The following is a 19,510-nucleotide window of genomic DNA, read 5'->3' as shown; positions in this document are numbered from 1 at the left end:
TCGCTCCCATGCGCCTTGTCGATCACGTCGTGGAAAAGCTCCTGAACCTGGTTCAGTCGAGGGGGCTGCGGCCTGGGCAGCGCCTGCCGGCCGAGCGGCAGCTGGCCGAGGAGTTGCAAGTGTCGCGCACCTCGGTGCGCGAGGCAATCCAGAAGCTCGTGAGCCAAGGAATTCTGCGCTCCAGGCGTGGCGACGGCACCTACCTGCAGGCGCACCCGACGGCCGAATGGCTGCGTGGCGCCATGGCCCCGATCGCGGGACTGATGGATGCCGACCCCTACTATCGCTACGACGTGCTGGAGACGCGCCACGCGCTGGAAACCAGCACCGCATGGCTGGCAGCGCAGCGCGCCACGGCGCAGGACAAGGCGCACATAGAGCGCTGCTTCAAGGTCATGCTGCAGTACCAGCAGAGCGGCCATGCCGAATTGGCGGCGCGGGCCGATGCGCAGTTTCACCTGGCGATCGCGGAAGCCTCGCACAACCTGGTGCTGGTGCAGGTGATGCATAGCTTGTTCACCCTGGTGCTCTCTACCGTAGAGCGCAACCGCCACGACATGTTTCGCCTGAGTGAGCCGCAAACCCTGCAGGAATTGACGCAGCAGCATGAACACCTGATGCAGGCCATCGTGCAGGGTGATGCCCAGCGCGCCCGCGCTTGCATCGGCGTGCATCTCGAGCACGTGCGCGCGACCATCGTGCGCATGGATGAAGATCGTGCCCGGCGCGAGCGCTCCATGCGCCTGCCGCTGGACCTGGCGCCGACGCTGATGCCCGCAACCCCCACCGATTGACCGACCAGCGAGCCTTGCCATGATCATTTCCTGCGGCACCGACTACCGCGCGGCAGCGCAGCGCATTCTGCCGCCGTTCCTGTTTCATTACATCGATGGCGGCGCCTACGCCGAGCACACATTGCGGCGCAATGTGCAGGATCTTGCCGACGTGGCCCTGCGCCAGCGCGTGCTCAAGGACATGAGTCGGCTGGACACCGGCATCGAACTGTTCGGCGAAAGACTTGCGTTTCCCGTGGCGCTGTCGCCGGTCGGCCTGACGGGCATGTACCGCCGGCGCGGGGAGGTGCAGGCGGCTCGTGCGGCCGATGCCTGCGGGGTGCCCTTCACCATGTCCAGCGTCTCGGTGTGCCCGATTGAGGAAGTGGTGCCGCAGATCACGCGGCCGATGTGGTTTCAGCTCTATGTGCTGAAAGACCGCGGCTTCATGCAGAACGTGCTCGAACGCGCTCAGGCCGCAGGCTGCTCCACGCTGGTGTTCACGGTGGACATGCCGGTGCCCGGCGCCCGCTACCGCGATGCCCATTCGGGCATGAGCGGTCCGTGGGCTGCGCTGCGCCGCTATGTGCAGGCCGTGTTGCATCCGCGTTGGGCCTGGGACGTGGGGCTGGCCGGGCGCCCGCACGACCTGGGCAATATTTCCGCCTATCGTGGCCATCCAACCGGCTTGCAGGATTACATGGGCTACCTGGGCGAGAACTTCGACCCTTCCATCGCCTGGAAGGACCTGGAGTGGATACGCGCGTTCTGGAAGGGCGCGATGGTCATCAAGGGCATTCTCGATCCCGAGGATGCCAGGGACGCCGTGCGGTTCGGGGCCGATGGCATCGTCGTCTCCAACCACGGCGGGCGCCAGCTCGACGGCGTGCTCTCGTCGGCCCGTGCGTTGCCGCCGATCGCCGATGCGGTCAAGGGGCAGATCAGGATATTGCTTGACTCGGGTGTGCGCAGCGGTCTGGATGTGATGCGCGCGCTGGCCTTGGGCGCCGACTGCGCCATGATCGGCCGCGCCTATATCTACGCCCTGGCCGCAGCTGGCGAGGCCGGTGTGAAGCACCTGCTCGACCTGCTGGAGAAGGAGTTGCGCGTGGCCATGACGCTCACGAGCACTGCCTCAGTGGCGGACATCACTTCCGATCTGCTTGCGTGCGCCGCATGAGCGCCTCTTGCCCCGCAGCGGTGCCTGATGCCCGCGCGTTGCTGGCGCTGCTGCGCGAGATCGTCGGTGCGACCCATGTGCTCACGGGCGAGCAGGCCACACGGCGTTTTCGAAAGGGTCATCGCACGGGCGGCGGCCGTGTGCTTGCCGTGGTGCGCCCGGCCACCTTGCTGCAACAGTGGCAGGTGTTGCAGGCGGTGACGGCCGCAGACCGCATCGTCATCATGCAGGCGGCCAATACCGGGCTGACCGGCGGTTCCACGCCCGACGGGGATCGCTATGACCGCGAGGTCGTGCTGATCAACACCCTGCGCATCACCGGCGTGCAATTGATCGCCGGGGGGACGCAGGTGGTCTGTCTGCCCGGGGCCACGCTCGATCGTCTGGAGCGGGTGCTGCAGCCGCTGGGGCGCGAGCCGCATTCGGTGATCGGCTCCTCGTGCATCGGTGCGTCGGTGCTGGGCGGCATCTGCAACAACTCAGGCGGCGCGCTGGTGCGGCGCGGCCCCGCGTATACCGAATTGGCGCTGTATGCGCGCCTGCGCGGCGACGGCACGCTGGAGCTCGTCAACCATCTGGGGATTGCCCTCGGCAGCACGCCGGAAGAAATACTCACACGGCTGCAGGCGGGAGATTACGGCGAGGCCGACATCACGCACGATCCGCAGCGCGCGGCGTCCGATCGCCGTTATGCGCAGGACGTGCGGGCCGTCGATGCCGATACGCCGGCGCGCTTCAATGCGGACCGCTCGCGCCTGTTCGAGGCTTCGGGCTCGGCCGGCAGACTCTGTGTGTTTGCCGTGCGGCTGGACACCTTCGCCAAGGAAGAAAGCACGGTGTTCTATATCGGCAGCAATGCGCCGGACGATCTGACGGCGGTACGCCGCCATCTGCTGACGGCCTTGCCGAGCCTGCCCATCGCCGGGGAATACATTCACCGCACGGCCTACGACATCGGCGAAAAATACGGTAAGGACACTTTCCTCTTCATCCACCACTTCGGCACGGCGCGCATTCCCGCCGCGTTTGCCCTGAAAAGCCGCATTGACGGTTGGCTTGAACGTCTGGGCCTGCATGGGGTGACGGACCATGCCTTGCAGTTCGTGACCGGATTGCTGCCGGGCCACCTGCCCAGGCGCATGAGCCAGTGGCGCGAGCGTTACGAGCACCACCTGCTGGTGCGCGTGGCCAATGACGCGGCGGATGCAGCGCGCGACTTTTTTGCCGATTTTTTCGGCGCCAGCGATACGGGCGGCTGGTTCGAGTGCACGCCGCACGAAGGGAAAAAGGCCTTTCTGCACCGCTTCGCCGTTGCCGGAGCGGCTATCCGTTACCGCGCGGTACACCGGCGCCAGGTTCAGGACATCGTGGCTCTGGACGTGGCCCTGCGCCGCAACGACCGGCAGTGGGTAGAGCGTCTGCCCGAGGCAGTCGAGCGCGATGTGCTCCACAAGGTGTATTACGGACATTTCCTCTGCCACGTGTTTCATCAGGATTACATCGTCAGAAAGGGCGCAGATCCGCTTGCGATGGAGCACCGCATGTGGCGCTTGCTGGACGAGCGGCGCGCCGAGTACCCGGCCGAGCACAATGTTGGACACATGTATGTGGCCAAGCCGGCACTTGCCGATTTCTACCGCGAACTGGACCCCACCAACACTTTCAACCCGGGCCTGGGGCAGACACCCCGGCTGCGCGGGTGGGGCAGGTGCTGCGATGAGTCCGGAGCTTGGCCTGCGGGCTATCGCGAAGGTTGAACCGTCTGGTCGGCGGGCCGCCGCTCTGTCATGGCAAGGCGGCCTGATCTGCCCGAGCGTGCAGTCGTGCACCACGGGCGGCACGTGCGCCTACTTCACGCGCGGGCAAGTCCTTGAGGCGATGGTCGCTCCAGACCTGGCGCCAGCGGCGGCTGCCTGCCAGGCCGTTTCTCAGCCCCAGCATGTGGCGCGCGATGCTCTGCCAGGAGGAACCGTGTTCGCGTGCTTCACGCTCCATGTATTCGGTCATGGCTTGTTCGATGGCGTCGCGGCTTTGCGCAGGGTCTGGACCATTGAAGAAAGTACTGTCCCAGGAAGCGAGCAGCCAGGGGTTGTGGTAGGCCTCGCGCCCGACCATCACGCCGTCGAGCACGGCCAGTTGCGCGGCGATGGCTTCGTTGCTCTTGAGTCCGCCGTTGACCACGATGCACAGCGCGGGAAAGTCCTGCTTGAGCTGCTGAGCGAGCTCATGGCGCAGCGGCGGGATCTCGCGGTTTTCCTTGGGCGAGAGGCCTTGCAGCCAGGCATTGCGCGCATGCACGATGAAGACCCGGCAGCCCGCCTCGGCCACGGTGCCGACGAAGTCGCGCACGAAGGCGTAGCTTTCGTCCTGGTCTATGCCGATGCGGTGCTTGACGGTGACGGGGACGTCCACCGCATCCACCATGGCCTTGACGCAGTCGGCGACGAGCTGCGGCTCGCGCATCAGGCAGGCGCCAAAGGCGCCGCGCTGCACGCGCTCGCTCGGGCAGCCGCAGTTGAGGTTGATCTCGTCATAGCCCCACTCGGCCCCCAGGCGCGCGGCCTGCGCCAGCTCGGCCGGCTCGCTGCCCCCCAGTTGCAGCGCCACGGGGTGCTCGAGCGCATCAAAACGCAGGTGGCGCGGCGCGTCGCCATGCAGCAGCGCGCCGGTGGTCACCATCTCGGTGTACAGGCGCGTGTGGCGCGTGAGCAGTCGGTGAAAGTAGCGGCAATGGCGATCCGTCCAGTCCATCATCGGGGCGACGGACAGGCGCCAGGGCGAACAAGGCAGGGCGGTTTCAGACACGGGCAGTCGGGAAAGTCGGGGTCGTATTTTAACGAATTCGGCCTCTTGCGCTTTGCCATCAAGCGCAAGCAGCTATTAAATCGATAGTGTCAACCGGCGGCCTGCAGGCCGTTGGCGAAGTGTTCGCGCACCGCTTGGGCGGCGGCTTCGGGCTTGCGCTCGCGCAGCGCAGCCATGATGGCGCGGTGCTCGGCGAGGGAATCGGCGATGCGCCCACGCTTGAACAGCGAGTTGTGGCGGTTGAGTTTCATCACCTTGCGCAGATCGCCCACGAGCTGCTGGCGCCAGCGGTTGTCGGCAAGCTCGAGCACGCGCAGGTGAAATTGTTCGTTGAGCGCGAAGAAGCGTTCGTGCTGGTCTGCCGCGCCTTCCAGTTCGTCGTGCAGCGTCTGCAGCTCGGCGAGCTCGGCGCCGCTGGCGCCGCGCGCCACTTGGGCGGCCGCATCACTTTCGAGCAGGGCCAGCAGGTGGTAGATGTCGCGCAGGTCTTTTTCCGACGTTTCGGTCACGTAGGCGCCGCGGCGCACCTTCATCGTGACCAGCCCTTCGGTGGCGAGCACTTTCAAGGCCTCGCGCAGCGGCGTGCGGCTGATGCCGAATTCCTCGGCAATCTTGAGCTCGTCTATCCAGCAGCCCGGCTCCAGCTCGCGCTGGAAGATGCGCTGGCGCAGTTGCTCGGCCACTTCTTCGTAGAGCGCGCGGTGGTTCAGCGTGGCGTGGGACATGGCCACACTGTACCTGAAATGAAATAATGAATTAATAATTACGGAATCTGCTACACTCTTGCCATTGCATTTCGGCAGACTTGGAGCCGCTCGTGTCTGCCCGTCGAGCACCTACCCTGCAGCGCGCCCCAACCAGCAGCCATCATGAGCGAATCTTTCCCCACGTTTGAATCCGCCGACCTCGCCGCCTGGACCAAGGCAGCCGCCAAATCCGCGCCCGGGGGCGACGTGGCCAGGCTCAACTGGGTGACGGCCGACGGCATCACCGTCAAACCCTTGTACACCGCGGCCGATACCCAAGGCCTGCCCTATGCCGACACGCTGCCGGGCTTCGAGCCCTATTTGCGCGGCCCGCAGGCGACGATGTACGCCGGGCGCCCGTGGACCATCCGCCAGTACGCGGGCTTTTCCACTGCCGAAGAATCGAATGCCTTCTACCGCAAGGCGCTGGCCGCCGGCGGGCAGGGCGTGAGCGTGGCGTTCGACCTGGCCACGCACCGCGGCTACGACAGCGACCATCCGCGCGTGACCGGTGACGTGGGCAAGGCGGGCGTGGCGATCGACAGCGTGGAAGACATGAAGGTGCTCTTTGACGGCATTCCGCTGGACAAGGTGAGCGTCAGCATGACCATGAACGGCGCGGTGCTGCCGGTGCTCGCGGGCTATGTGGTTGCGGCAGAAGAGCAGGGCGTGCGCCAGGACCAGCTCTCCGGGACGATTCAGAACGACATTCTGAAAGAGTTCATGGTGCGCAACACCTACATCTATCCGCCCAAGCCCAGCATGCGCATCGTCGGCGACATCATCGAGTACACGGCCAAGTACATGCCGAGGTTCAACTCGATCTCGATTTCGGGCTACCACATGCAGGAGGCCGGGGCCAACCAGGCGCTGGAACTCGCCTTCACGCTGGCCGACGGCAAGGAGTACGTGAAGACCGCCATCGCCAAGGGCATGGACGTGGACGACTTTGCCGGGCGCCTGAGTTTCTTCTGGGCGATCGGCATGAATTTCTATCTGGAGATCGCCAAGATGCGCGCCGCGCGCCTCTTGTGGTGCCGCATCATGAAGGGGTTCGATGCGAAGAAGCCCAAGAGCCTGATGCTGCGCACGCACTGCCAAACCAGCGGCTGGAGCTTGACCGAGCAGGACCCGTACAACAACGTGGTGCGCACGACCATCGAGGCGATGGCAGCGGTGTTCGGCGGTACGCAAAGCCTGCACACCAATTCTTTCGACGAGGCGATTGCGCTGCCGACCGAGTTCTCCGCCCGCATCGCGCGCAACACCCAGCTCATCATCCAGGAGGAAACCCACATTACCAAGGTGATCGACCCCTGGGCGGGTTCCTACATGATGGAAAAACTCACGCAGGACATGGCCGATGCCGCGTGGAAGATCATCGAGGAAGTCGAGGGGATGGGCGGCATGACGGCGGCGGTCGATTCCGGCTGGGCCAAGCTCAAGATCGAGGCGGCGGCGGCCGAGAAGCAGGCGTTGATCGACTCGGGCAAGGAGGTGATCGTCGGCGTGAACAAATACAAGCTGGCAAAGGAAGAGCCCGTCGACATCCTCGAAGTGGACAACGTCAAGGTGCGCGAGAGCCAGATTGCGCGCCTGAACGATTTGAAGCAAAAACGCGATGCAGCCAAGGTGGAGCAAGCGCTGGCAGCTCTTACAAATGCAGCAAAAACCGGTGAAGGAAACCTGCTGGACTTGTCCATCCAGGCCATTCGTTTGCGCGCCACGGTGGGTGAGGTCAGCGATGCGCTGGAGCAGATTTTCGGGCGCCATCGCGCCGATACGCAAAAGGTGACCGGTGTGTACGCAGCCGCCTACGACTCGCCCGAGAGCTGGAACGCGATCAAGAGCGAGATCGACGCTTTTGCACAGGCGCAGGGCCGGCGCCCGCGCCTGATGGTGGCCAAACTGGGCCAGGACGGACACGACCGCGGCGCCAAGGTGGTGGCCACGGCCTTTGCCGACCTGGGTTTTGACGTGGACATCGGCAGCCTGTTCCAGACGCCCGAGGAATGCGCGCGCCAGGCGATAGAGAACGACGTGCATGCGATTGGCGTCTCCACGCTCGCGGCCGGTCACAAGACGCTGGTGCCGGCCATCATCGAGGAACTGAGAAAGCAGGGCGCGGACGACATCGTGGTCTTTGTCGGCGGCGTGGTGCCGCGCCAGGACTACGACTTCCTCTACCAGGCGGGTGCCCAGGGCATCTACGGCCCGGGCACGCCGATACCGGCTTGCGCCAGAGACGTGCTGGAAAAGATCAAGCAGGCGATTGCCTGAGCCGGGTAGTTGAGATACAGTAATACCGTATTTCAACCGGAGGACATACCATGGCTGTTTCCGTTCGCATGGACCCCTTGCTTGAAAAAGAGCTGGAGCAGGCCGCGCGCCGCCTGGGAAAAACCAAATCGCAATTCATCATCGATGCGGTTGAGCGCGCGCTGGGGCGCAAGGACCCGGCGCAGCTTTATCACGAGGTCATGGAATCCGCGGCGCAATATCGCGTAGCCGACCCCGCGCCCGACGATGCATCGGCGCAGCCGCTGAGCACCGGCGAGCGCCTGCGGGACAAACTGCGCTCCCAGCGCGAGGCGCAGAGCCGTGACTGGCTGGCATACCAGGCAGCGCGCAAGAAAGGCGTCGCCTGGGTGCCCGACAACGAGGACGGTGCGCAGTGAACGTCGCGCTGCTCGATACCGGCCCACTGGTCGCCTTGTTCGATGAGGACGACATCGCCCATGACCACTACCGCCAGTTGCTGCAGCAAGAGCGCGCCGGATGGCACCTCACGACCACCTGGCCGTGCGTGGTCGAGGCTTCGCGCTTCCTGCCCGTGCAGATTGGCACGCGCATGCTGCTCTGGGTGGAGCAGGGCGGCGTCTCGGTCTTTCCGTTCGATCCCGAGCATCTGCAAGAGATGCGCGCGCTGATGCAGCGCTACACCGACGGTCGCCGTACCCGAATGGACTTTGCGGACGCGAGCCTGGTCTGGGCAGCAGGCGAAACCGCCATCGCCCAGGTCTGGACCATCGATGTGCGCGACTTCTCACGCTACCGCCTGCCCGACGGGCGCGCGTTTGAAATTCTCTGATCCACCCATGGGCACCCCGCCGCTGCTCGAACCCCTGCTGCATGGTGCGCCCATGGTGCGCCGGCGCGCCATGGCCAAGGCGATCACGCTGCTGGAATCCACCCGCGCCGACCACCGCGCGCAGGGCGATGCCTTGCTGACGGCGCTGCTGCCGCACACTGGCCGCGCGCTGCGCCTGGGCATCAGCGGCGTGCCGGGCGTGGGCAAATCCACCTTCATCGAGTCCCTGGGTCTGTACCTGATTCGCGAGCAAGGCCTGAAGGTCGCGGTGCTGGCGATAGACCCGTCTTCCACCGTCTCCGGCGGCTCCATCCTGGGCGACAAGACGCGCATGGAGCAGCTCGCAAGCCAGGAGCATGCCTACATCCGCCCCAGCCCCAGCAGCGGCACCCTGGGCGGCGTGGCCGAGAAGACGCGCGAAAGCCTGCTGGTATGTGAGGCCGCGGGCTACGACGTGGTGATCGTCGAGACCGTCGGCGTAGGCCAGAGCGAAACCGCGGCGCACGGCATGACCGACATGTTCTGCGTGCTGCAACTGCCCAACGCGGGCGACGACTTGCAGGCGATCAAGAAGGGCGTGATGGAGCTCGCGGACCTGGTCGTGGTCAACAAGGCCGACATCGACCCGCGCGCGGCGATCCGCACGCGCACGCAAATCACCTCCAGCCTGCGCATCATGGCGATGCAAGGCAACCCCAGGCATGCCCAGAACGATCCGCAGCGTTGGCACCCCAGGGTGCTGACGATCAGCGCCCTGAAGGGCGAGGGCGTGCAGGACTTCTGGGCGGCGGTGAGCGAATACCGCCGCCTGCAAAGCGCCAATGGCGAACTGGCCGCGCGGCGCGAGCGCCAGGCGCTCGCCTGGATGTGGGAGCGCATCGACGCCGGCCTGCGCAGCGCCTTTCGTCAGCACCCTGCGGTGCAGCAACTCTTGCCGCAAGTGCAAGCCGACGTCGTCGCCGGGCACATCGCTGCCAGCACCGCAGCACGCAATCTGCTCGCAGCGCAGGCAGGGCAGGCGCCGCAAGCTATCAATTGAATAGTAAACCCGACTACAAGCAAGGACCCAAGCATGCAAACCATCCTGGAACAACTGGAGCAAAAGCGCGATCTTGCGCGCCTGGGGGGCGGGCAAAAGCGCATCGACGCGCAGCACGCCAAGGGCAAGCTCACGGCGCGCGAGCGCATCGAGCTGCTGCTCGACGAAGGCACTTTTGAAGAGTGGGACATGTTCGTCGAGCACCGCTGCGCCGACTTCGGCATGCAGGACAACAAGATTCCGGGCGACGGCGTGGTCACCGGCTACGGCATGATCAACGGCCGCCTGGTGTTCGTCTTCAGCCAGGACTTCACGGTGTTTGGCGGGGCGCTCTCCGAAGCCCACGCCGAGAAAATCTGCAAGGTGATGGATCAGGCGATCAAGGTCGGCGCGCCGGTCATCGGCCTGAACGATTCGGGCGGCGCGCGCATCCAGGAGGGCGTGGCTTCGCTCGGCGGCTATGCCGAGGTGTTCCAGCGCAATGTGCTCGCCAGCGGCGTGGTGCCGCAGATCTCCATGATCATGGGCCCCTGCGCCGGCGGCGCGGTCTACAGCCCGGCGATGACCGACTTCATCTTCATGGTGAAGGATTCCAGCTACATGTTCGTGACCGGCCCCGAAGTGGTCAAGACGGTCACGCACGAGAGCGTGACCGCCGAAGAGCTGGGCGGCGCCATCACCCACACCACCAAGAGCGGCGTGGCCGACATGGCGTTTGACAACGACGTGCAGGCGCTTTTGATGCTGCGCCGCCTGTACAACTACCTGCCGCTGAACAACCGCGAAAAACCCCCGGTGCGACCGAGCCGCGACCCGATAGACCGCGCGGACCTGAGCCTCGATACCCTGGTGCCGGCCAACCCCAACCAGCCCTACGACATGAAGGAGCTGATCCTCAAGACCGTGGACGACGGCGACTTCTTCGAGCTGCAGCCCGACTACGCAAAGAACATCGTCATCGGCTTCGGGCGCATGGACGGCCACCCCGTAGGCATCGTCGCCAACCAGCCGCTGGTGCTTGCCGGCTGCCTGGACATTCGCAGCTCCATCAAGGCCGCGCGTTTCGTGCGTTTTTGCGATGCCTTCAACATCCCCATCATCACCTTCGTCGACGTGCCCGGCTTCATGCCCGGCACCTCGCAGGAATGGGGCGGCATCATCCGCCATGGTGCCAAGCTCTTGTTTGCCTACGCCGAAGCCACGGTGCCCAAGGTGACCGTGATCACGCGCAAGGCCTATGGCGGCGCCTACGACGTGATGAGCTCCAAGCACCTGCGCGGCGACGTGAACCTGGCCTGGCCCAACGCCGAGATTGCGGTGATGGGCGCCAAGGGCGCGGTGGAGATCATCTTCCGCCAGGACAAGGGCGACCCGGAAAAACTCGCCGCGCGCGAGGCCGAATACAAGACCCGCTTTGCCAACCCCTTCGTCGCGGGCGCACGCGGCTTCATTGACGACGTGATCCAGCCGCACGAGACCAGAAAGCGCATCTGTCGCTCGCTGGGCATGCTGCAGAACAAGCAACTGGAAAACCCGTGGCGCAAGCACGGCAACATGCCGCTGTGATCGGGCAAGGAGAGACACCATGTTTGAAAAAATCCTGATTGCCAACCGTGGCGAGATTGCGTGCAGGGTGATCGCGACGGCCAAGAAAATGGGCATCGCCACCGTGGCGGTGTACTCCGACGCCGACAAGGAGGCGCGCCACGTCAAGCTCGCCGACGAGGCGGTGCACATCGGCCCGGCGCCCTCGCGCGAGTCCTATCTGCAGGGCGACAAGATCATTGCCGCGGCCAAACAGACCGGCGCGCAGGCGATCCACCCGGGCTATGGCTTCCTGAGCGAGAACGAAGGCTTTGCGCGCCGGGTGGAAGAAGAGGGCCTGGCCTTCATCGGCCCCAAGCACCACGCGATTGCCGCCATGGGCGACAAGATCGCCTCCAAGAAGCTGGCCAAGGAAGCGGGCGTCAATTGCATCCCCGGCTGGAATGAGGCGATTGATTCGCCCGAACACGCGGTGGAGATCGCCAGGGACGTGGGCTACCCGGTGATGATCAAGGCCAGCGCCGGCGGCGGCGGCAAGGGCCTGCGCGTGGCCTGGAACGACCAGGAGGCGCACGAAGGCTTTGCCTCGTGCAAGCACGAGGCGCTGTCGGCCTTCGGCGACGACCGCGTGTTCATCGAGAAATTCGTGCAGCAGCCGCGCCACATCGAGATCCAGGTGCTGGGCGACGGCTTTGGCAACGTGATCTATCTGAACGAGCGCGAATGCTCGATCCAGCGGCGCCACCAGAAGGTGATCGAAGAGGCGCCTTCGCCCTTCATTTCGGAGGCCACGCGCCGCGCCATGGGCGAGCAGGCGGTGCAACTGGCCAAGGCGGTCAAGTACCAGAGCGCGGGCACGGTGGAGTTCGTCGTCGGCAAGGACCAGGATTTCTACTTTCTGGAGATGAACACCCGCCTGCAGGTAGAGCACCCGGTGACCGAGAGCATCACCGGGCTCGATCTGGTCGAGTGGATGATCCGCATCGCCGCGGGCGAGCAGCTCAGCATCACCCAGTCGCAGGTCAAGCGCGAGGGTTGGGCCATAGAGTGCCGCATCAACGCCGAAGACCCGTTTCGCAACTTCCTGCCTTCCACCGGCCGGCTGGTGCGTTTCGAGCCGCCCGAGCAGACCATGTTCCAGGCCGACATGGACAAGCGCTACGGCGTGCGCGTGGACACCGGCGTGTACGAGGGCGGCGAGATCCCGATGTACTACGACTCGATGATCGCCAAGCTCATCGTGCACGGGCAGGACCGCGCCGACGCCATCCAGAAGATGCGCGCCGCGCTCAACGCCTTCGTGATACGCGGGGTGATGAGCAGCATCCCCTTTCAGGCGGCGCTGCTCGGTCATCCGGACTTTGCCAGCGGCAACTTCAACACCGGCTTCATCGCCGAGCACTACCCGCACGGCTTTCGCGCCGAAGACGTGCCGCACGAAGACCCCGACTTTCTCGTCGCGCTGGCCGCCTACATGCACCGGCGCTACCGCGCGCGCGCCTGCGGCATCAGCGGGCAGATGGTGGGGCACGAGATCAAGGTGGGCGAGGCTTTCACCGTCGTGGTGCTGGGCGCCGAGGGCCAGCATGTGCCGCACGAGGTGAGCGTCACCGACTATGTAGACCAATCGGGCTCCAGCGCAGTGCTGGTGGGCGACAAGAGCTATCGCATCAGTAGCAGCGCGCACCTGGGCAGCATCCGTGTGCAAGGCGCCTGCAACGGCAAGGGCTTCACCGCCCAGGTCGAGCGCGGCCTGGCCAGCAACCCGCTGGCGCTGCGCATCATCCACAACGGCAGGCAGATCGACGCGCTGGTGCTCACGCCGCTGCGCGCCCAGCTGTTTGCGCTGATGCCCTACAAGGCGCCGCCGGACATGAGCAAGTACGTGCTCTCGCCCATGCCCGGCCTGCTGGTGCAGGTGGCGGTGCAGCCCGGGCAGAAGGTGCAGGCGGGCGAGCGCGTGGCGGTGATCGAGGCGATGAAGATGGAAAACGTGCTCTTTGCCAGCAGCGACGGCGTGGTCAAGGAGATCAAGGCCGCGCAGGGCGAGAGCCTGGCGGTGGACCAGCCCATCGTCGAGTTTGAATGAGCAGGGGCTCGGGCTGGCGCGAGGACGAAGACTGGCCTAAAATATAACGTACGTTATAACTTGCTTGTGAGGTCTCTCATGTCCGCCGCCACTGCCTTGAAAGTCACCCAGATCGGCAACTCCATGGGCGTCATCCTGCCCAAGGAGGTGCTGGCGCGCCTGAAGGTGCAAAAGGGCGATTCGCTCTTTCTGAGCGAACTGCCCGATGGCGTGGCGCTGCGCCCCTACGACGATGAGTTTGCCGAGCAGATGGCGTTGGCGCGGGAAATCATGAAGGAGTATCGCGACGTGCTGCGTGAGCTGGCCAAATGACGGCGGCCAACGACAGCTGGCGCTGGCTCCCGCGTGAGGTGCTGATCGCGGTTCATCAGGAGCAGTTGGCCGAACATGGGGGTGCGCCAGGGCTGCGCGACGAAGGCTTGTTCGAATCGGCATTGGCCCGCGCGCAGAACATGGCCACCTACGGCCAGCCTGACGTGGTGGATCTGGCCGCTGCCTATGCCTGGGGTCTGGTGCGCAATCACCCTTTCATCGACGGCAACAAGCGCACGGCCTTCGTTGCGGCGCAGCTCTTTCTGCGCTTGAACGGCTACCGCATTCAGGCGCCCCATGTTGATTGCGTGCTGCAAACCCTCGCTCTTGCCGCCGGCGACCTGCAGGAAGCCGACTTCGCCGCCTGGCTGCGCCAGCACTTGCAGACGCGTTGACCGCAGCTCCTCGCAAGGCCTCGGCCGGATGTGCGCCGGCGCGTTCGCCGCAGAGGGATGAACGCGGGCGCCGCGTTGGGCCTTCTGGCTGGGCGCAAGCTGAATTGCGAGGCGGGTCGCTTGCCGGACAATGGCGGCCATGCCGTCCATGCTCGTGCTGTCCATCCACGCCACGCCGGGTGCGCGGCGCACCGGGCCAGCCGGCGCCCATGGTGCGGCGCTGCGTGTGCGCCTGGCCGCGCCGCCGGTCGATGGCAAGGCCAATGCCGCCTTGCTGGCCTGGGCGGCGCAGGCTTTTGCTCTGCCCCGCGCCCGGGTGCAATTGCTGGCCGGCGCGGCGGCGCGGCGCAAGCGCCTGGGGCTGGAATTTGCGTCGGAGCAGGAACTGGCCCGCGCGCGCGAGCAGGTGGCAGTCTGGATGCGCCAGGGTGGCGCCGATGAAATTTTCAAGGAGTAAAGCGCATGGCAAATCGTCCGTTCAAGGTTCTGGGCATACAGCAGGTTGCGATCGGCGGCACCGACAAGGCGGCCTTGCGCCGCTTGTGGGTGGACATGTTCGGCCTCACGCCCAGCGGCAGCTTTCAGAGCCAGCGCGAGAACGTGGATGAAGACATCCTGGTCATGGGCAGCGGCGCCTCCAGGGTGGAGGTCGACCTGATGCAGCCGCTGGACATCGACAAGAAGCCGGCGGTGCACATTCCGCCCTTGAACCACATCGGGCTGTGGATTGACGACTTGCCCAAGGCCGTCGAGTGGCTGACGGCGCAGGGCGTGCGCTTTGCGCCGGGCGGGATACGCAAGGGCGCCTCGGGCCACGACGTGTGTTTTCTGCACCCCAAGGGCAACGAGCAGTTTCCGATCAGCGGCGAAGGCGTGCTGCTGGAGCTGGTGCAGGCCCCGCCCGAGGTGCTTGCCGCCCTGGGTTGAGGGCGAGGCTGATTCAGCGAAAGTCGCGGCTTCTGCCGCTGTGCTCGGCAAGCCGGCCGAGCAGCGGCGTGAGGTCGGCCAGTTGCCTGGCTACCAGATGGCAGGCGGCGCTGCCTGCTGCGGGTTCGGCGCCGGGCGTGCGCTGCCAGCGGCCCTGCACCGCGAGCAGCCGGGCGTGCAGCAAGGTCTGGCGCTGGCGCTCGCGCAGCTCGGCCCCGATGATGACGTTGACGATGCCGGTTTCATCTTCCAGCGTGACGAAGACCGTGCCGCCCGCGGTCTGCGGGCGCTGGCGCACGGTGACCAGGCCGCAGGCGCGCACGCTGCGCCCGCTCGGCAAGGCCAGCAGGGCGGCGGCGCTGGCCAAGCGCCGGCGCGTCAGATGCGGGCGCAGCAGCGCCAGCGGATGGCGGCGCAACGTCAGGCCCAGCGCGGCGTAGTCGTGGATGATTTCCTCGGCCTCGGGGGCCGGCGGCAGGGACAGCGGCGGCTCGTCCATCGGCGCGCCCTGCAGCAGTCGGGGGGCGACGTGCAGCGCGGCCGCATCCCAGGCTTGCTGGCGTCGGTGGCCTGCCAGGCCCGCCAGCGCATCGGCTGCGGCCAGGGCGTTCAGATCGCCGCGGTCAAGCTGCGCTCGCTGCGCGAGGTCTTCGGTGCTGGTCAGGGGCTGCAGCGTGCGCGCCTGCACGATGCGTACGCCGGCCTCGCGGCTGAGCGAGCCCACCAGACGCAGCCCCAGACGCACGGCGGGGCGGGCGGCGGTATTTGCTTCAGTTGCAATAGCTGCTTGCGCTTGCCCATCAAGCGTTTGGGGCGTATTTTGCTTGAAACTCGCCTCCATGCCCTGCGGCCATTGCAAGCGGCAGTCCCAGTCGCTTTGCGTCACGTCTACCGGCAGCACCACGACGCCGTTGCGGCGCGCGTCCTGGATCAGTTGCGAGGGGGTGTAAAAGCCCATGGGCTGGGAGTTGAGCAGCGCGGCCACAAAGGCCTCGGGCTCGTGGCACTTGAGCCAGGCGCTTTCATAGGCCAGCAGCGCAAAACTCCAGGCGTGGCTTTCGGGGAAGCCGTATTCGCCAAAGCCCTTGATCTGATCGAACAGGCGCCGGGCAAAGTCCGGCTTGTAGCCGCCCGCCACCATGCCGCCGATGAAGCGCGCCTCGAACTGCTGCACGTTGCCGCCGTGCTTGAAAGTGGCCATGCCGCGGCGCAGCGCGTCGGCTTCGCCGGGCGAAAAACCTGCGGCGAGGATGGCGATCTGCATCACCTGCTCCTGAAAGACCGGCACACCCAGGGTGCGCGCCAGCGCCCCGGCCAGGCGGGGCGGCTGTGCCGGGTCTTCCAGGGCCGAGCGCTCGCAAGACAGAGGCCGCCCCGCAGCCCGGCGGCTGCGCGCCAGCAGGTAGGGGCGCACCATGCCGCCGGCCACCGGGCCGGGGCGCACCAGGGCCACCTGCACCACCAGGTCGTAGAAGGTGGCGGGTTTGAGGCGCGGCAGCATGGCCATTTGCGCGCGGCTTTCGATCTGGAACACGCCCACGGTGTTGGCGCGCCGCGCCATGGCGTAGGTGGCCGGGTCTTCGGGCGTGATGTCGTAGCGCGTGAAGGGCGCGCCCCGGCGCTCGCTGGCCAGCTCCAGCGTGCGGCGGATGGCGCTGAGCATGCCCAGCGCGAGCACGTCCACCTTCATCAGGCCCAGCGCTTCGATGTCGTTCTTGTCCCACTGGATGACGGAGCGCTCGGCCATGGCGGCGCTTTCCACCGGCACCAGACGGGTGAGCGGCGTCTGCGTGAGCACGAAGCCGCCCACGTGCTGGCTCAGGTGGCGCGGCAGGCCCAGGAGCTGGCGCGCCAGCAGGGGCCAGAGCAGGGCGCTGCGCTCGCTCAGCGGCTGGCCGAGAGTGCGCATCGCCAGCGCCTGCAGGTGGGCGCTGCCCGGCGCTTCGTGAAAGCCCGGGTGGTCCTGGGCGTAGGCGTCGATCAAGGCCTGGGGCAGAGCCAGCGCCGCGCCCACCGCGCGGATGGCGCTGCGCTTGCGCCAGGAGATGACGGCCGCGGCCAGCGCGGCGCGCTCGCGCCCGTATTTGGCGTAGAGGTACTGGATGACCTCCTCGCGCCGTTCGTGCTCGAAGTCGACGTCGATGTCGGGCGGCTCGTGGCGCCGCTCGCGGCTGATGAAGCGCTCGAGCAGCGGGTGTGAATGCTCGGGGTTGGCCGCGGTGATGCCCAGGCACCAGCAGACCACCGAATTGGCCGCCGAGCCGCGCCCCTGGCACAAGATGGCGCGGCTGCGCGCAAAGCGCACGATGTCGTCCACGGTGAGGAAGAACATCTCGTAGCGGCAGGCGGCGATCAGCCTGAGCTCCTTGACCAGGTAGCGCTTGATCTGCACGGGCGTGCCCTGCGGGTAGCGCTCGGCCATGCCTTGCAGCACGCGCCGGCGCAGCGCCTGGCTGGGCGTGAGGCCGGCGGGCAGGCTCTCTTGCGGGTAGTCGTAGCGGATCTGCGCCAGGTCAAAACCGCGGCAGCGCTGCAGCACCTGCAGCGTGGCCTGCAGGAGCGCGCGCGGGTAGATGCGCGAGAGCAGCAGGCGATGGCGCAGATGGCGCTCAGCGCTGGGCTGAAGCTGCAGGCCGCAGTCGGCCACGGGGCGGTTCAGGCGCGTGGCGGTCAGCACGTCCTGCAGCGGCTTGCGCGAGCGCCGGTGCATGCAGACCCCGCCCGCCGCCACCAGCGCCAAGCCGTGGCGCGCGCCCAGCAGGCGCAGCGTGGCCAGCCACAGCGGATCGTGGGGGCTGCGCAGCAGCTCCACGGCCAGCCACAGATGTTCGGGGTCAAATCGGGCTGCAACGCTTGCCATACAAGCGCTGACAGCTTCTGTATCGATAGCTCTATCGGTCGGCTGCTCGGGCGCCCAGAGGATTTCGCAGCCGGCCAGCAGGCTGAAGTCGCTGCGCTGCCAATCAAGCTGGTAGCTGCCCTTGGCGGCGCCTGCGGTGCGCGCGGCGGTGATGAAGCGGCACAGCCCGCCCCAGCCCTCCAGATGGCGTGCGATGGCGATCAGCCGCCCGCCGGGCAGGGCGAATTCGCTGCCGTAGAGCAGGGCAAAACCCTCGGGCACGCGGCCTTCTTCCCTGAGCTCGCGCAGCCGCGTCCAGGCGCGCACCACGCCCGCGACCGAGCATTCGTCGGTCAAGGCCAGGCCGGCGTAGCCGAGCTCTGCCGCGCGCTGCACCAGCTCCTGCGGCAGCGAAGCGCCGCGCCCGAAGCTGAAGGCGCTGATTGCATGCAGCTCGGCGTAGCCGGGCAGGGCGGCGGGCTCAGGCATACAAGCCGTGCAGATACCAGCGCGGCGCGGCGTCGCCGGGGTCTTGTTCGCGGTAGATCCACAGCAGGCCCTCGCCGGGCGCCCGGGCGATGAAGTAGTCGCGCCGCAGCGGCCCCTGGCGCTCTTCCCACCAGCCGGTTTCGATGCGCTGCGCGGGGGTGAGTCGCGCCAGCGCCCGCCCTTGCCACTGCGGGCGATCGTCCTGCACGACCAGCGGCTGCGGCGTGGCCAGCAGCCAGGTGGGGGCCAGCGGCAAGGCGCTGGCGGGGGGCGCTGCGCGCTGCGCCGTAGACAGCAGCTGCTGCGCTGGCAGCCAGCGCTGCATGCGCTCGGGCCGGTGGTCGGCATGGGGTTGGGCCATCAGCACCTGCTCGGGGCCCAGGCGGGCGCTCAGGCGCTCTGCCAGCTGGTGCAGCGGCTCGCCCCGGTCTTGCTCGCCGGGCAGCAGGCTGCCGGCAGGGTCTTGCCAGGGCGAGAGCTGCAGCACGCGCAGCCCCAGGCGGTTGACCGGCGCGGCCAGCGGCGTGCGCGCCAACTGCTCGTCGATGAGGCGGCGCAGATGGGCCATGCGCTGCACCGGCTGGGCGGTGCGGATTTGCAGCTCGGCCCCGGGAGGCAGCTCTGCGCCGTTCAAACGCCGCTGGTCAAAGCGCCAATGCAGCGCAATGGCCGATGCGCCCAGCAGCCGGGCACCGAGCCAGACCTGCAGCCGCAGCAACAGGTGCTCCAGCGCCAGGTGCAGCTCGGGCGTGGTGCTGGCAAGCAGGGGCAGATCCAGCGCTTCGTCAAAGTGCTCGGGCAGTTGTGCCCAGGGGTAGACGTCGGGCGCGCGGCCTTCAGCCTGGTCCAGCGCCGCCAGCAGAGCCGCGCCCAGGCGCCGCGCCACTCCGGCGCGGGGCAGGGCGCGCAGTTCGCCCCAGGTGCTGCAGCCCAGGCGGGCCAGCACCGGCAGATGGGGCCGGGCGGCGCTCAGCGTGGCCAGCGGCAGGGCGTGGGGCGGTGTGCAAGCGCTCTGCCCGGGCGGCAGGCGCAGGCGTGCCAGGGCTATCAAAGATGAAGCGCCTTGCGCATGTCTGTCGGGCGCCGGAGCCGTTTTCTCTTCAAATATTTTGACCAGCAAGCGCCGGGGGCCGCCCCACAGACGCAGGCAGCTTTGCACCTCCATCAGCACCGCCTCGTCCACCAGCGCCACGCGCGGGGTGTAGGTCAGCATGCGCCAGGCCAGCAGTTGGCGGCCCTCGGGCGTGTCGTCGCGCGGGTGCAGGGCGATCCAGTGCATG

At 66.8% G+C, this 19,510-nt stretch carries 17 protein-coding genes; 13 read left to right on the top strand and 4 right to left on the bottom strand.

Going from position 1 to position 19,510, the window contains the following annotated elements; genetic code table 11:
• Nucleotides 1–8 precede the first annotated feature (8 nt).
• The 3 genes from lldR to dld are packed head-to-tail and all read left to right on the top strand — an operon-like array spanning nucleotide 9 to nucleotide 3,710.
• Nucleotides 9–794 carry a transcriptional regulator LldR gene (gene lldR / locus KUD94_RS05110; protein WP_218239193.1) on the top strand — a complete coding sequence of 262 codons (786 nt, stop codon included), beginning with the start codon at nucleotides 9–11 and terminating at the stop codon, nucleotides 792–794.
• A 19-nt stretch (nucleotides 795–813) separates the two neighbouring features.
• Nucleotides 814–1,953 (top strand): FMN-dependent L-lactate dehydrogenase LldD, encoded by a 1,140-nt coding sequence (lldD, locus tag KUD94_RS05105; RefSeq protein WP_218238721.1) that lies wholly within the window; start codon nucleotides 814–816, stop codon nucleotides 1,951–1,953.
• A complete protein-coding gene (gene dld / locus KUD94_RS05100; protein ID WP_218238720.1) occupies nucleotides 1,950–3,710 on the top strand; it encodes a D-lactate dehydrogenase in 1,761 nt (586 codons plus the stop codon). The genes lldD and dld overlap by 4 nt, the downstream gene beginning before the upstream one ends.
• A 28-nt stretch (nucleotides 3,711–3,738) precedes the next feature.
• On the opposite strand, the gene dusA is transcribed toward dld, so the two are convergent.
• Together dusA and KUD94_RS05090 are read right to left on the bottom strand one after the other, a co-directional pair.
• Complete coding sequence (dusA, locus tag KUD94_RS05095; protein WP_255569174.1) at nucleotides 3,739–4,707, bottom strand: tRNA dihydrouridine(20/20a) synthase DusA; 969 nt, start codon at nucleotides 4,705–4,707, stop codon at nucleotides 3,739–3,741.
• A 140-nt stretch (nucleotides 4,708–4,847) separates the two neighbouring features.
• A complete protein-coding gene (locus KUD94_RS05090) occupies nucleotides 4,848–5,483 on the bottom strand; it encodes a GntR family transcriptional regulator (RefSeq protein WP_218238719.1) in 636 nt (211 codons plus the stop codon).
• A gap of 144 nt (nucleotides 5,484–5,627) precedes the next feature.
• Between KUD94_RS05090 and scpA the strand changes: the two genes are divergently transcribed.
• The 10 genes from scpA to KUD94_RS05040 all read left to right on the top strand — a co-directional run bounded on the left by scpA (nucleotide 5,628) and on the right by KUD94_RS05040 (nucleotide 14,902).
• Nucleotides 5,628–7,784, top strand: a complete 2,157-nt coding sequence (gene scpA / locus KUD94_RS05085; RefSeq protein ID WP_218238718.1) for a methylmalonyl-CoA mutase — start codon at nucleotides 5,628–5,630, stop codon at nucleotides 7,782–7,784.
• 77 nt (nucleotides 7,785–7,861) lie between these two features.
• The gene (locus KUD94_RS05080) at nucleotides 7,862–8,182 is read left to right on the top strand and encodes a hypothetical protein (RefSeq protein WP_218238717.1); all 321 of its coding nucleotides are present in this window, start codon (nucleotides 7,862–7,864) and stop codon (nucleotides 8,180–8,182) included.
• On the top strand, nucleotides 8,179–8,595 hold the full coding sequence (locus KUD94_RS05075) for a type II toxin-antitoxin system VapC family toxin (protein ID WP_218238716.1): 417 nt from the start codon (nucleotides 8,179–8,181) through the stop codon (nucleotides 8,593–8,595). The genes KUD94_RS05080 and KUD94_RS05075 overlap by 4 nt, the downstream gene beginning before the upstream one ends.
• 7 nt (nucleotides 8,596–8,602) lie before the next feature.
• The gene (gene meaB, locus KUD94_RS05070) at nucleotides 8,603–9,634 is read left to right on the top strand and encodes a methylmalonyl Co-A mutase-associated GTPase MeaB (RefSeq protein ID WP_218238715.1); all 1,032 of its coding nucleotides are present in this window, start codon (nucleotides 8,603–8,605) and stop codon (nucleotides 9,632–9,634) included.
• A gap of 33 nt (nucleotides 9,635–9,667) precedes the next feature.
• Nucleotides 9,668–11,200 carry an acyl-CoA carboxylase subunit beta gene (locus KUD94_RS05065; RefSeq protein ID WP_218238714.1) on the top strand — a complete coding sequence of 511 codons (1,533 nt, stop codon included), beginning with the start codon at nucleotides 9,668–9,670 and terminating at the stop codon, nucleotides 11,198–11,200.
• Nucleotides 11,201–11,219: 19 nt separating this feature from the next.
• Nucleotides 11,220–13,268, top strand: coding sequence for an acetyl-CoA carboxylase biotin carboxylase subunit (gene accC, locus KUD94_RS05060; protein WP_218238713.1), 2,049 nt, complete (start codon nucleotides 11,220–11,222; stop codon nucleotides 13,266–13,268).
• A 78-nt stretch (nucleotides 13,269–13,346) separates the two neighbouring features.
• Nucleotides 13,347–13,580: an AbrB/MazE/SpoVT family DNA-binding domain-containing protein gene (locus tag KUD94_RS05055; protein ID WP_218238712.1), complete on the top strand. Its 234-nt coding sequence runs from the start codon at nucleotides 13,347–13,349 to the stop codon at nucleotides 13,578–13,580.
• Nucleotides 13,577–13,975 carry a type II toxin-antitoxin system death-on-curing family toxin gene (locus KUD94_RS05050; protein WP_218238711.1) on the top strand — a complete coding sequence of 133 codons (399 nt, stop codon included), beginning with the start codon at nucleotides 13,577–13,579 and terminating at the stop codon, nucleotides 13,973–13,975. The genes KUD94_RS05055 and KUD94_RS05050 overlap by 4 nt, the downstream gene beginning before the upstream one ends.
• 139 nt (nucleotides 13,976–14,114) lie before the next feature.
• Complete coding sequence (locus KUD94_RS05045; RefSeq protein WP_218238710.1) at nucleotides 14,115–14,432, top strand: DUF167 domain-containing protein; 318 nt, start codon at nucleotides 14,115–14,117, stop codon at nucleotides 14,430–14,432.
• Nucleotides 14,433–14,437: 5 nt separating this feature from the next.
• Nucleotides 14,438–14,902, top strand: coding sequence for a VOC family protein (locus tag KUD94_RS05040; protein WP_218238709.1), 465 nt, complete (start codon nucleotides 14,438–14,440; stop codon nucleotides 14,900–14,902).
• Between the two features lie 13 nt (nucleotides 14,903–14,915).
• On the opposite strand, the gene KUD94_RS05035 is transcribed toward KUD94_RS05040, so the two are convergent.
• Together KUD94_RS05035 and KUD94_RS14690 are read right to left on the bottom strand one after the other, a co-directional pair.
• Entirely contained in the window at nucleotides 14,916–18,230 is a 3,315-nt protein-coding gene (locus tag KUD94_RS05035) for an error-prone DNA polymerase (RefSeq protein ID WP_255569079.1), read from the bottom strand.
• The gene (locus KUD94_RS14690; protein ID WP_255569078.1) at nucleotides 18,223–19,509 is read right to left on the bottom strand and encodes a DNA polymerase Y family protein; all 1,287 of its coding nucleotides are present in this window, start codon (nucleotides 19,507–19,509) and stop codon (nucleotides 18,223–18,225) included. Before KUD94_RS14690 ends, KUD94_RS05035 begins: the two co-directional genes overlap by 8 nt.
• Nucleotide 19,510 lies beyond the last annotated feature (1 nt).

The organism is Comamonas sp. NLF-1-9 (assembly GCF_019195435.1).
In the GTDB taxonomy this organism is placed as follows: Bacteria; Pseudomonadota; Gammaproteobacteria; order Burkholderiales; family Burkholderiaceae_C; genus Comamonas_C.
Note: the sequence above shows the minus strand (reverse complement) of the source record. Positions and strands in the feature narration are given on the sequence as shown.